At 43.7% G+C, this 13,584-nt stretch carries 10 protein-coding genes; 3 read left to right on the top strand and 7 right to left on the bottom strand.

Annotated elements, in window-relative coordinates; translation table 11 throughout:
• Nucleotides 1–366: 366 nt before the first annotated feature.
• On the top strand, nt 367–1,077 hold the full coding sequence (locus NST45_RS06495; protein WP_076213577.1) for a response regulator transcription factor: 711 nt from the start codon (nt 367–369) through the stop codon (nt 1,075–1,077).
• Entirely contained in the window at nt 1,074–2,177 is a 1,104-nt protein-coding gene (locus NST45_RS06490) for a HAMP domain-containing sensor histidine kinase (protein WP_076213580.1), read from the top strand. The genes NST45_RS06495 and NST45_RS06490 overlap by 4 nt, the downstream gene beginning before the upstream one ends.
• 429 nt (nt 2,178–2,606) lie before the next feature.
• Here NST45_RS06490 and NST45_RS06485 read toward each other — a convergent pair whose 3' ends face one another.
• The gene (locus NST45_RS06485) at nt 2,607–6,074 is read right to left on the bottom strand and encodes an LPXTG cell wall anchor domain-containing protein (RefSeq protein ID WP_076213583.1); all 3,468 of its coding nucleotides are present in this window, start codon (nt 6,072–6,074) and stop codon (nt 2,607–2,609) included.
• Between the two features lie 243 nt (nt 6,075–6,317).
• Between NST45_RS06485 and NST45_RS06480 the strand changes: the two genes are divergently transcribed.
• Nucleotides 6,318–7,073, top strand: coding sequence for a TIGR02206 family membrane protein (locus NST45_RS06480; protein WP_036676136.1), 756 nt, complete (start codon nt 6,318–6,320; stop codon nt 7,071–7,073).
• A gap of 55 nt (nt 7,074–7,128) precedes the next feature.
• Here the strand turns inward: NST45_RS06480 and NST45_RS06475 are convergent, their stop codons facing one another.
• The 6 genes from NST45_RS06475 to NST45_RS06450 all read right to left on the bottom strand — a co-directional run bounded on the left by NST45_RS06475 (nt 7,129) and on the right by NST45_RS06450 (nt 13,560).
• Nucleotides 7,129–7,560, bottom strand: coding sequence for a peptidylprolyl isomerase (locus tag NST45_RS06475; protein WP_036676135.1), 432 nt, complete (start codon nt 7,558–7,560; stop codon nt 7,129–7,131).
• Between the two features lie 145 nt (nt 7,561–7,705).
• Nucleotides 7,706–9,040 carry a diaminopimelate decarboxylase gene (gene lysA / locus NST45_RS06470; RefSeq protein WP_036676133.1) on the bottom strand — a complete coding sequence of 445 codons (1,335 nt, stop codon included), beginning with the start codon at nt 9,038–9,040 and terminating at the stop codon, nt 7,706–7,708.
• Nucleotides 9,041–9,166: 126 nt separating this feature from the next.
• Nucleotides 9,167–11,263: a spore germination protein gene (locus NST45_RS06465; protein ID WP_339825198.1), complete on the bottom strand. Its 2,097-nt coding sequence runs from the start codon at nt 11,261–11,263 to the stop codon at nt 9,167–9,169.
• A gap of 15 nt (nt 11,264–11,278) precedes the next feature.
• Nucleotides 11,279–11,704: a stage V sporulation protein AB gene (locus NST45_RS06460; protein WP_036676132.1), complete on the bottom strand. Its 426-nt coding sequence runs from the start codon at nt 11,702–11,704 to the stop codon at nt 11,279–11,281.
• A gap of 2 nt (nt 11,705–11,706) precedes the next feature.
• Nucleotides 11,707–12,363 carry a stage V sporulation protein AA gene (locus NST45_RS06455; RefSeq protein ID WP_036676129.1) on the bottom strand — a complete coding sequence of 219 codons (657 nt, stop codon included), beginning with the start codon at nt 12,361–12,363 and terminating at the stop codon, nt 11,707–11,709.
• Between the two features lie 318 nt (nt 12,364–12,681).
• Nucleotides 12,682–13,560 (bottom strand): carbohydrate ABC transporter permease, encoded by an 879-nt coding sequence (locus NST45_RS06450; RefSeq protein ID WP_076104427.1) that lies wholly within the window; start codon nt 13,558–13,560, stop codon nt 12,682–12,684.
• Between the last annotated feature and the right edge of the window lie 24 nt (nt 13,561–13,584).

Genomic DNA, 13,584 nt, shown 5'->3' with positions numbered 1-13,584 from the left:
CTTTACTTTTATCTGCCAGCGTTGTTAAGAAGTCTCCTGTTAAATAGAGTTTAAGCACTACAAGAAAGGAAGATTTCTATCATGACAACTCTTAAAAAAGATTCCAGAACTGCATGTTAGGGGCATGGCTGGGAATGTATTATCCACAGATCAAAACATGGATTGAGGCACAGCGATCAGAGCAAGCTAAAAGAAAAAACAAACTGGCATAATGCTGTGGGGGATTTGGTCTTTTATTCCACTAATTTATTAGCTGCTATACAGTTCCTTTGCCTTCACTGGTCTTCAAATGAGGCTTCCAAACAAGAAAATGTTGTATACTTCTTATAGCAAGATTGCTTTACAAGCAAGAAAGGACGCTGAGAAATGCACAACGGAACGCTGCTATTGGTGGACGACGAAGCCGAGATTATTAAACTAATGCAGATCTATCTGGAGAACGAGGGCTATCGGCTGTTAACTGCCAGAGACGGGCTGGAAGCACTCGAAATTATCAATAGAGAGACTATAGACCTAATGGTTCTTGATATCATGATGCCTAATATGGACGGCATTGAGGCTTGTATTAAAATTCGTGAAACGCAAAAATTTCCGATCATCATGTTATCTGCTAAAGGGCAGGAACTTGATAAAATCACCGGACTTAGCGTAGGTGCAGATGATTATGTTACGAAACCTTTTAGTCCGCTGGAGTTAGTTGCCCGTGTTAAATCCCAGCTGCGCAGAACTCGAAATTACATGGCAGATCTAAACGCCAAACAGGATGAAATCATCATTGATGGCTTGGTTATTAATTCGGTTACGCATGAAGTTAGTGTGGATGATCAGCCAGTTAAACTTACCCCTCGAGAATTTGCGATTCTAGAGCTGCTCGCCCGTAATAGAGGACAAGTCCTAAGCATGGAGCAGATCTACGCCAAAGTATGGAAAGAACAATTCCTGGAAAGCACCAATACACTCATGGTGCATATTCGTAAAATCAGAGAAAAAATAGAAGAAGATCCGCGTAAACCACAATACTTAAAAACGGTATGGGGCGTTGGCTACAAACTGGAAAAAGGAGGTCCTTCTAGTTGAACTTTAAACGATTCGATACCCTATCCTGGAAAATAGTTGGCTTCAGCTTAACAAGCCTAGCACTCACCGCTTTAATCTTAATGGGCAGCTATTATGGCACTTCACTATTGCTGTGGTTAAATCCTTCGCGCTCCTTTTGGGGAGTCAGACTCATTCTCTGGGTGATCAATACAATTGGATCGACGCCAGTTGTAATTCTTATAGGGATTCCTTTATTTATTTTTTTCATCCTAAAACTGTCCAGAAATACAACTAAGAATCTTCATAACATTACGAGCGGAGTTCAGGCCATTGCGGATGGCAATTTGTCTTTCAAGGTGCCGGTATTAGGTACGGATGAACTCGGAAAGCTCGCTGAAAATATGAACACAATGGCTGGCAAGCTAAAATCTGCTATAGAGGAAGAACGAGCCGCTGCAAAAGCCAAAAATGACCTAATCACAGGTGTGTCCCATGACCTCCGAACCCCACTAACCTCTGTTCTCGGATTCCTTGAATATGTGGAGAAGGATCGTTATAAAAACGAGGTTGAGCTGCGTTATTATGTGAATATTGCCTATGAGAAATCTCTGACTCTTAAAAAGCTAATCGACGATTTATTTGAATACACACGCGTCAGCAGCAGCGGATTACCGCTAAATATTGAGCCTGTAGATCTCGGCAAGCTGCTCGAACAGCTGATTGAGGAATTTGCACCCGTACTGGAACAAGCAGATATGATCTACCGCATTCATACGGATACAGCTCCTCTGATCATCAACGGAGATGCGGACGAGCTGGTGCGATTGTATGAGAACCTATTTACCAATGCCGTAAGATACGGAAAGGAAGGAAAAATTCTAGACATTTCTGTTGTTAGAAAAGACGGTAGAATAGTTGCTGTATGTACGAATTATGGTACTCCTATCCCTGCATCCGACCTCCCCCACTTATTTAAACGCTTTTATCGTGTCGATAAATCCCGCTCCCGAGAGACAGGCGGAAGTGGCTTAGGGCTCGCCATAGCCAAGAGTATTGCAGAACTTCACGGCGGAACCATTACAGCCAAAAGCACACGCAAACAAACTGAATTTGAAACCTCTTTCCCTGTGAGCGAATGATGCTTGCAGGGATTTTTTGTACAATCTCATCCATTAAGAAAATGATAAGATTTCATAACATAAAGCCTTAAGATCATTTCATACCAACTCTGCTATAAGTGAGGAATTCCTCTAATATTATTATCCATCTTATTTAACTATGCTAGGGGCCATTTCATTCATACCGCGACAGCTAAGCATCGCCGACCGCTACTGATCTTTAGCTTAAGCACGCCGAGAACACCGTTACTATGACTGTGGGCAGTGTCAAAGCACTCGTGAACGGGAAAGCTCTCACCATTGATGCTGCGCCACTACTGCCAGGAAGAAAAGTTTCAGTCCCGGTACACATAAGAATCAGCCATAAATTTTTCAAAAAAAGCATAAAAGCACCCGGCATTTATCATGCTGGGTGCTTTTGCATAAAATCTTAAATCACACTAGTCTCAATCACTCCGTCTTACCCCTACGTCTAAATACTCGGTTCAAAACAAAGCCTATCGTTATCAACCCAATTCCCGACAGATACAGTGGCATTGGACTATTCTCACCTGTCTTCGGCAGCTGAGGAGCAACCGAAGTGCTATTGTTCACCGTACCCTTTGGTACTTCTTCATCGGCGATATCAACTTCTCCTAAAGGAATTTCATCTTCGGTTATCTCTTGCTCAGGAATTCCCTCATCGGTTGATGTCGCGGATCCTAGATCGGCGGCAATTCTAGGACCAGCAGGAACAGCTGGATCATTAATAATTACCCCTGGTACGGGCGAACTTGTAGACGTGGGTACCACCGAACCTCCAGATGTGCTGCTTGTAGGGATTGGTGTAGGTGCAGCAGTCGCTTCTGGTGATGGAGAAACCGTCGGTTCTGGCGTTGTTGATGGTGCAGGTGTTACGGTTGGCTCTGGTGTTGTTGTTGGAGCATCGGTTGGTTCTGGTGTTGCCGTAGGCGTTGGCTCCACTGCTTTTTGATTCGTAATCACCAGTTGAATCGCTGACGAGGAACGAATCTCCACTGGATGCTCGGATGTATCGAGCACGTAACCATTTGGAGCTGCTGTCTCCACCAATACATAGCTACCCAGCCATATTTTATTGAATGTAGCTGTACCCTCTGCATCTGTAGTTAGACTGTTAATCAATACACGTTCCGCTCCATTTAGTCGATACAATGCAAAAGTCGCATCACCAAGCGCTTTTAAGTTATCTTCAGCATCTAGCTTCTTAATATTGAGGGTGCCTCTAACCCCGCTGCCTGTGCCAGAACCGCTGGAGACCCCGACAATAATTTCTTTGGAGGTCTCTTTACTTATTTCGCTGCCGTTAAAACCACTGAAATGTACAGTATTTATTACTTTGTCTCCAGTGTTAGCCACAATCAGGGATTGATATTCGAGAATGTAAGCCCTGCTGATTTCCTTGGCAAAGCTTAACTCAAAGGATTGTTTTCCATCGGCATCCGTTGTAATAACTACGCTATAATCAATACCCTGAATCAATTCAGGGCCGCTTTTCGTGATATCTCCGTTCACAGCTACAGCCGTAGGATATAGATGGAATGAATTCTGCAGCAAAATTTGATTAGCACTAGGAGTATCTTTGATTAAAGCATCCTTTACAGTAGACTGCCCCCGGTTAATTTGCAGGCTCCAGTCGATTTTATCCCCGTTTTGTGTGCCGTCCTTCAGCACATAATCCTCTCCAAAAGGAATATTTACGGAGGCGGTCAAATCTTTGGAAACCACTTTTGTTCCATCATAGAGATTAGCTTTATTATCAATAGTAGTGCCTATTATTTGCCCTTCAAGACTTGTGTTAAATTCAATGTAGAAAGCGGAGTTAATCGTATCTGTAAAAATGACCTTTAATTCATTATCGTTATTTAAGCTATAGGTATATTTATTACGATTCACTTCTCCACCCTTGGTAGGATCACCATTCTTTGCAATATTCATAGTGTAAACTTTAAGTGAACCAGGAACCAAGGTCTGGCCTGATTTTAAAATATCTGCAAGCGCCGGAGCTTCGAGGGTTTTGCCGTTATAATTGGCGCCTATCGTCCAAGTAATTTCTTTAGTTGAAGCATCGTAGGCTCCCCCTTTAAATCCATTGTTTTTCGCTTCAGGTCTAGGAATGAATAACCCTTCTGCTTCTATCGTGCGTAAGGCTTCAGTAGAGTCCATCCAGTCTAAGCGAACTTTGTTGTTGAAATTTTCAGTTTTAGCCCAAATCCAATCCTTGTTAAATTCTGTAAAATAGCTAATCGTGTAAAGACCAGATATCGGTGAATTAAACACTACCTTGAAGCCTTTATTAGGCTCGACAGGTGAGTTGTATACTAGATTATAGTTATTCGGATTTAAAACATTTCCATTCAGATTTCTAATCACCAGTGATTCCGGAATAAACTTTAGGCCGCCAAATGGGAAGGATTCGGTAACTGCAACATGGCTCATCGGGTAATTGTCACTATTCAATGTGACCTTCCAGCCCAATGTTTTATTCTGATAATCTACGGTTGATAAAGTCTTATAAAGAATGGAAGACCGGATTAATCGGGTAGCCTGATTACTATACGTACTATCGGAGACTGTATTAGTTATGGTGACATCCTCAAACACGCGCTTTATCGCTTTTGTCTTATATTCGATTCGATATGGTGAAGTAACATCGTGTACAAATTGCAATACAAATCCAGCCTTATGAACGTCTGAGGTGGAAACAACCGTGTAGTCAACATCCTTTGTCAAAACATTGCCTAACGTTGCACCACCGGAAGAATCCAGCTGCACAGCATATACTTTTAATGAATCGGCTACCAGCTCTTGAGAATCATCGAACAAATCTGTTAACACAGCGTTTCCTTGCGGGATGTTCTTTTCACTGTAGTTATATTCAATTGCCCAGGAAATGATCTGCTTGCCCCCATCATAGCTTGTGGAATACTTTTTCAAGCTTCCTCCACGTTCTACATTCACTGTGGCAGAGGAGCTGGCAGGCTCTTGCCCATCTCCTGAAAAAGTTGCAGTATTGGTGAAGCTTAGCTGATGGTCATTAGTAATCCCTGTGGAATATACAATACGGTAAGCCTCTTTAATCACAGGCTCCGTAAAACGGACAATCAGTGACCCTCCGGAGAGCTCTGCAGAGTATTTGCTTGTGTCGAGCAATGCTCCTTCCGTTACTGAACCATCCAATTGAATGCTCAGTTGATACACGCTCACAGTGACTGGAGTATTTAATGATAAGCCTGAAGGGATGGGGTCCGTCACAATGGCATTCCCCACGGCTTCCAAAGACTTATTGACATCAACAGTCCATAATATTTGGTTCGCATTGAAGCCTCCGGGAATACCTCTCTTCTCTATAGTCGATCCAACACTTGGTTTAAAATTCACTGTCACTGTCTGAATACCGCCGCTCACGGGAAATAAAATATTCTGAATAGTACTGCCCGAGATTTTCTGTTTATCGAATTTAGTATTTAACCGCAGCGTTCCCTGCACGTCATCATGCGTTTCTATGTAGTCATTAAAAGTCATTATCACTTCATGTGAAATTTGCCTGACTTCAAAGCTCCCTACATCTCCATCCTCAGAGACCAACGGTCCGTTAAAATCATTAAATAGCTGGAACTGTTCTGGAAGCTGAAAAGTAAAAGTGTCACCTTGCTTGTAATTATGATTTTTAGGAAGAGACCAATTATAATCCAAGGTAACATTAGCATCTTGTTCGTATACGCTATTCGTGACTGTGATTCCATCTGGCCCGTAAACAGCCATCGAAACACTGGTGATGATATTTCTTTCGTCATCAATCGCAGCCGCTTTTACTTGCGGAGCAAATCCGATGCCATAGGCATATTGTGCCACAAGCATCAAAATAATGACCATTACACTTATTTTTTTCTTAAACATGTTCTTTTTGCCTCCATTTTCTTCTTCTAATTGTTCTCCACCCCTGTTTGTTCAAAAGCTTCATATGTAATTCCGCACCCAGCGCCCCATCTTATGTTAATATAATGAAAAGTCTTCCTTATGTGGTGGAGTTGACAGAACATATACATATATACCCAATTTATGGATATCTAGAATCAATATTATTAAAATTCTCAAACTTTATTTTTGATGGATGTTTTCACGTTCAAAGGAGGTTTGTCTATGCAGCTTTCATCTTTTTTTGATCGCCAGCACGCGGAGGATTTCATCATGTTCTCATCTTCGCATTGGGTTGCGCTGTCTATCATTACGTTAAGTTGTCTACTGCTCTATGGCTTACGGTTTGAAATTCGTGCAGATTCAAGACTTCGGCAAAGTGTGCGTTTGCTGCTAATCATTCTACTTGTAGTCTCAGAAGCCGGGCTGCAAATGTGGTACATCTCTCAGAACATCTGGCGCTCCAGCTCCTCATTACCGTTCGAGCTCTGTGGAATCACTCTACTGCTGTCTATTATCATGTTAATTTCACGCAGTCGAACCCTTTATTCCTTTCTCTACTTTGCCGGGATCGGCGGAGCATTTATTGCGTTGCTTACCCCTAACCTAGTTTATCCGTTCCCTCATTTCCGCTTTCTCCTGTTTTTTATAGCTCATGGTTCTATTATTCTGGCGTCTCTTTATATGACCTGGATTGAGGGCTACAAGCCGACTTGGAGATCCTTACTCATCACCATGCTTGGCCTCAATATTGTGGCTGCCTGCATCTGGACTGCTAATTACTTCCTAGGCTCAAACTACATGTTCCTATCCCAGAAGCCTAGCACCTATTCCGTATTGGATTATTTTGGACCTTATCCTTATTACCTGCTTGTTGAAGAGCTGTTTGCCTTCACTGTGTTTCTTGCCATGTATTTGATATTCTTCTGGCTGCCAGAACGGCGCAATTCGCGGCGTACACAGGTTAGGCGGATTCTTTAACAACACTAAAAAGCCAGCCCCGATATTCGGAGACTGGCTTTTTAACTATTAAATCTTAAGCTTCGATGATTTCTACCGAAGTCATTTTGTCGCGTCCTTTGAAAGCATCAACAAGATCCATGCCTTCTACTACTTTACCAAACACAGTGTGTACTCCATCCAAGTGTGGTTGTGGAGCGTAGCAGATGTAGAACTGGCTTCCGCCTGTGTTCTTACCCGCATGTGCCATAGCAAGTGTTCCGCGTTCGTGTTTGTTTGGGTTAATTTCGCAGTTGATTGTGTATCCTGGACCGCCAGATCCAGTTCCGTTAGGGCATCCGCCTTGAGCAACGAAACCAGGGATAACACGGTGGAATGTTAATCCGTTGTAGAAACCTTCTTTTGCCAGCTTTTCAAAGTTGGCTACAGTGTTAGGTGCATCTTGATCGAACAAGTCCAGCAGCACTACGCCGCCATTTTCTAGAGTGATTTTCGCTTGCTTTGCCATATGTAAATGACCCCTTTCAAAATTAACAAATTTAGAATACCTCAATTATATTACTATGAAACCACGCACAAAGCAAAGCAAGCAGGAGACTTTCCTGCTTGCTCTGTATGCTGCTCAACCTTACCCACCTTACAGCAGCAGGCTATTACTTAGCAACAACTGTCTGTTTGGCGATACGCTCTGGAACAATATCGTTGGCAATAAGATCAGTATAGCTTTCACGACGCACTACAAGATCGCTTTGTCCGTTCTGTACGAATACTAAAGCCGGACGGCGAAGACGGTTATAGTTGCTGGCCATGGAGTAATTGTACGCGCCTGTGCAGGCTACAGCCAACAAGTCGCCGCTTTCAGCCTTCGGCAGCTCTACATCCCAGATCAACATATCTCCGCTCTCGCAGCATTTACCAGCGATGGAGACGGTCTCAGTTGCGTCTTCGTTAGCACGGTTAGCAAGCAATGCCTCGTATTTAGACTGATACAAAGCAGGGCGTGGATTGTCGGTCATTCCACCATCAACAGCAACGTACTTACGCACGCCAGGAATGTCCTTGTTAGATCCTACAGTGTACAATGTAGTACCTGCATCTCCAACAATACTACGGCCCGGCTCCACCCAAATTTCCGGCAAAGCACTATAAATTCCCGCAAAATGAGTCTTCACTGCATCCGTAATCGCTGCAACATATTCAGAAACATGTAGTGGGGTATCTCCCTCAACATAACGAATGCCGAAACCTCCGCCAAGATTGACTACACGGAAGTCCACTTCCAAGCCTTCTTTAACACTGCGGGCAAAAGTTGCCACACGCTCAACAGCCAGCTGGAAACCATCGGTTTCAAAGATCTGCGAACCAATATGGGAATGCACACCAAGCAGCGTGATATTCTTTTTGCTGACTGCTGCTTTCACTGCTTCATAGGCCGATCCATTACCGATATCAAAACCGAATTTGGAATCCGTCTGGCCAGTTGCGGTATATTCATGAGTATGCGCTTCTACACCTGGTGTCACCCGCAATAAGATGTTCACATTAACTTCTTTACGTGCGGCAATGGACTGCAAAAGGTTAAGCTCTACCAGATTATCGACTACAAAGCAGCCGATTTTGGCATCAATCGCCATTTCAATCTCTTCAGATGTCTTATTGTTACCATGAAAATGAATACGTTCTGCCGGGAAGCCAGCTTGCAAAGCTGTATATAGTTCGCCGTCAGATACAACATCCAGTGACAAACCTTCTTCATCAGCCAAACGAACCATTGCCATTACTGAAAACGCCTTGCTTGCGTAAGCTACTTGGAAACCAAGGCCGGAGGCTTTAAAAGCATCCATATATTCCCGGCAACGTTGTCTAACCAATTGCTCGTCCAATATATATAGCGGGGTTCCATATTCCGCCTTCAATTCAGTTACATCACATCCGCCGATCTCCAAATGCCCAGCATCGTTAATGCGGCTAGTACCGTGTAGAAACATTCTTTAGTCCTCCAATTTCTGTGGAATATCAAGGTTCCACCCTGTCTTAGTGTATTCAGTATAACAGACAGTGGGAACTCCATTGAATGGACTAATTTGCAGTAGTTTTGTATTTTCCTACGATTGTTACTCATTCTCTTGAGATGGCGGCATTCTGGTATTGTCTCTGGTTTTGTTAAAAGACGGCCTTTCCTTCGAACTTAAGACCGGTTTACGCAATAGAATTTCACTCATTGCCTTTGCATTAAAGGGTATAAACGGCCACATATATGAGGAGTTATAGGACCGATGAGTGGTTAAGAAGATAGTCAGTAACGTCGTGCCAATCATAAAGCCTGGTACCTGGAACGCCGCTACGGCAATTAATAACACAAGCCTGACTATACGATTCGCCAGACCCAGCTCATAACTCGGAGTCGCGAACATACCGATTGAGGCTACCGCCATATACAGTACTACTTCGTTTACAAACAGACCGCTCTGCACCGCTATATCACCGATCAATATGGCTGCAATCAGACCCATCGCTGAGCCTAAAGGTGTTGGGGTATGCACGGCGGCCATCCGCAGCAAATCAACCCCAAGCTCTACAATCAGAAACTGAGCGAGAATAGGAATTCTGGCTGTCTTTTGCGGCCCGATAAAATCCAGCATAGCAGGCTTTAACTCAGGATGGATAACAAGCAGCATCCATAACGGCAGCAGGAACATGGAAGCGAAGATGCCGATGAAACGGACCCACCGCAGATATGTCCCCATAAAAGGAGTCTGGCGATTCTCCTCCGCATGCTGGCAAAGATCAAAAAAGGTGGTCGGAAGAACAATTACAATGGGCGAGGTATCCACGAATAATATGACCCGTCCCTCTAATAAATTGGAGGCTACAACGTCAGGACGTTCAGAATAACGCACCATAGGATAAGGGTTCCACCCTCCGCCGATAATCGCTTCCTCCAATTGCTTATCCGCCAGTGGAATACCATCGATATCGATGCTGTTGATTTTATCGATGACAGACGTAACCTGAGTTTTATCAACGATATCATCGATGTAAGCCACACAGACATCTGTCCGTGTCCGCCGTCCCACTTGAAACATTTCAAGCTTCAGCCCCGGATCACGTATCCGTCTTCTTACAAGTGAAATATTACTAAGCAGGGTTTCTGTAAAACCATCACGCGCACCACGTACCACCCGATCAATCGAGGGTTCATCCGGACTTCGCATTGGGTAAGATCGAGTATCCATTAGGATAACTTTGTTCTCACCCTCAATAAATAGTGCGCTCATTCCTTTTAATACTTTATCGAAACATTCACTTAATACACTACCCTCTTCAACTTGAATATGAGGGATGTATTCGTTCATAAAGCTACCTAACACACCTGCGGACAAATTTTCTGAAGAAAGGTAGGTTAGTCGTTTCAGAATTTCATCCGTTACATCTTCGTTGGTGAATCCGCTTAAACAGAGTAAAGCTGTCTTATGTCCCCCAAAGGACATTTCTCTAAACGTCACATCAAAACTTGATCCCAGTCCCATCACTTCGGTCAGCGTGTTTTTTGTTTCTTGTAGAGAACCTGGGATATGATCATTGCCTTGCCAATAAATAACGGATTCCTTTAATGAGTTAGAATGCTCACTATCGCGTTTGTCTTGCAGCTTATTTTTCCCTTTGTTCTGAGTCTGCTGCTTCGCCTGCTTCTTCGAAGGCTTCGGTTGAGCTTGAGAACCCTCCCCGGTTCCGGTACCGTTATCTGTGCCTCCTGCTGCCTGAGCATTCTGATCCTGTGCCTCATCATCTGATTCCGAATCCTCTGAATCCATACCAAATAACCTGGCAAAAAAACCTTTACTCGGCTCATTGGGCTCCTGATTGCCGAGCTCATCCGATGCTTCTGCATCTTGTTGCCCTGTTCCCTGCTCGGCAGTCGCTTCCGCATCCTGCTGCTCTGTTCCCTGCTCCGCAGTTGCATCTGCGTCTTGCAGCTCAGTGCCTAATTCGGCTGACGCCTCTGCATCCTGCTGGTCTTGGCTAGTTTCAGATGTTGTAGAATTTTCCGCTGAATCTTCACTTTCCCCGATAGCTGAAGCTCCTACAGGTTCTGTGTGATCTGCAACTAGATCCGCTGCAGTTGTCTTCATTGCTGCAGCAGCTGCAGCATTATCTTCCAGATGGTCATCTTCCGGTGCAGAATCACCGCTGTGAATAAACTTGCTCATTTCATAACCCCCTGTTTACTGTCGGTATACAAACCAGTCGAACAAAGAACCCGCGACCTTCCCACTCACCATCGCCATTAACAGACCGAATAGATAATGTGTCATATTTAAGCGTTTAGCGAGTATCGGCAGCACATTTAATACCTCGGTCAATGCTGCAGCGAGCATCCCGACAAAAATCCCATCAAATAGTCCTACACCAAGTTCAACTAGAGGACCTGAGGTAATTTTCCAATTCCAAAAATCACTAACAGTACCTACTAAAGATCCACCTACCATCGCGCCTTCATACCAATGAACTTTATCGTAAGAAGAGGTTAATTGCGCCAGACGCGGCACCATATCCAGCACAACAAATAGAGCGATCACTCCACCGCCTACAGCAATACCACCCGCAATGCCCAGCAGCAAATTTAGTCCCAGTGCTATGGGTGCCGTCATCTTCAGTCCTCCGTATTCTCAGATTGGTTTTCACTACGGCGCCTCATCTTGCTGTATTCCTCATTGATGACATATTGGTCGATGTTCTTCTGATACAGATACATTTCCACTTCCAGCGGAGTAGGCTCCTCGTTCCACTTCTTTTTAAATAAATGGTTGAAAAAAATGACCATCCCAAACCCGATGCCCAGAGAATAAGCAATCTGAAATATATAGGGATGCTCATCCCGATGACCCGTTAGCATCTCCACAATTCGAATTTGTACCTCCAGCATATTTACATCAGCATGAAAGTTCATAATCGTCAGAGCAGACCCAAAGAAAAGCAGCAGCCACACTAAAACAAACATCGCCACCGAAGGTTTCCGTCTCTCCACCTGACTCTCAATCTGTACAATCGTCCTCCCTTCACCGATCGGTTCAATGTCTGCATTCGGTATAAGTTCATATATCCGGGGGATAACCATCAACAGATCAATCAAAATCAGATTGCCGTCACTTTGCTCCGGCTTCATTAAGAGAATTGTCTCCAACGACTCTTTCAGCTCAGGCTCCGCTATCAAAAAAGCAATATCACCCAATGTGACACCTTTACCCTTGGGAACCATCACCCGATTTTTAAGCTGTATATAGATGGTGGGAGCAGAATGTTGTTTCATCCGCATTCCTCCTAAAGGTTATGGTGAAGCTCAGGTCCAAGATAACGGTAGTATGGGAGTAAAGCCTTATTTTTACTCTTGCTGCTCTGAATCAATTTCCTGAAATACTGAAATGTTGCTTGTTTATAGGTATCAGGAAAGGCCAATCCTTCTTCTGGAAATTAAAAAGAAGACAGCTCAAGGTAATTAACCTTAAGCTGTCTTCTTGTTTCTGCCAATTCATCAGTTAGATCGCAAGTAATCCAACATACCGTGCCTGTTCAATTTCATCCAGAAACGAGATATCCATTCCATTGATAAATGTAGTTGTCATCATTGCTACTCCTTTACAGAACCAAGTGTCATCCCTTTAACAAAATATTTTTGCAGGAAAGGATATACGATCAAAATTGGAGCGGCTCCGATAAATATTTGCGCGGCTCTCACCGTCGTCTGCGAGATCAGCTCCATTTCCTTTGGATTGATGCTCATGGAGCTCATATCCCGTTGAATGATAACCGTCTGCAGGAATGTCGCCAGTGGAAATTGTTTGGAATTATTCAAATACAATAGTCCATCGAACCAGGAGTTCCAATGAAATACCATGCTGAACAAGGCAATCGTAGCGATCGATGGTAAAGAAATCGGCAAGTAAATGCTAAACAACGTACGGAAATGTCCGGCTCCGTCTATAAGCGAGGCCTCCTCCAGATCTTTTGGAATACCACGGAAGAAGTTCAGCATCAGAATCACCAAGAACGTATTTACCGCACCTGGCAGAACAAGTACCCAGAAGGAATCCATCAAACCAATCTTTTGAATCACAATGTAAAATGGAATCAATCCGCCGTTGAACACCATACTGAAAACGAACAACCAAGAGTAGACATTACGGCCCTTGAAGGCTGAGTTTTCTTTGGACAACGGGTAGGCTGCCAGAAAAGTAATTAATAGTGTAAGTCCAGTCCCGAGTATGGTTCTTTGTACAGATACCCAGATGGAGTGTAGGAAGATTGGATTGTTTACTGTCTTTTTATAAGCTTCCAGAGAGAATTGCTTTGGCCATAATCCTACCAAATTGGCATCAGCTGCCGACTTCGCGCTAAAGGATACAGCCAGCACGTGAATCAAAGGTACAATACACATCAGTGCGAGCAGGATTAGAAAGCAAGTATTAAACACATTGAATATACGATAACCTCTTGTTTTGTAATACATAAGTTGTCTCCCTCTTCCTTTGGT

It is taken from the genome of Paenibacillus sp. FSL R7-0163 (genome assembly GCF_037969975.1).
GTDB classification, from domain to species: Bacteria; Bacillota; Bacilli; order Paenibacillales; family Paenibacillaceae; genus Paenibacillus_AQ; species Paenibacillus_AQ odorifer.
The sequence above is the reverse complement of the archived record's forward strand: the minus strand, read 5'-3'. Positions and strand labels throughout refer to the sequence as shown.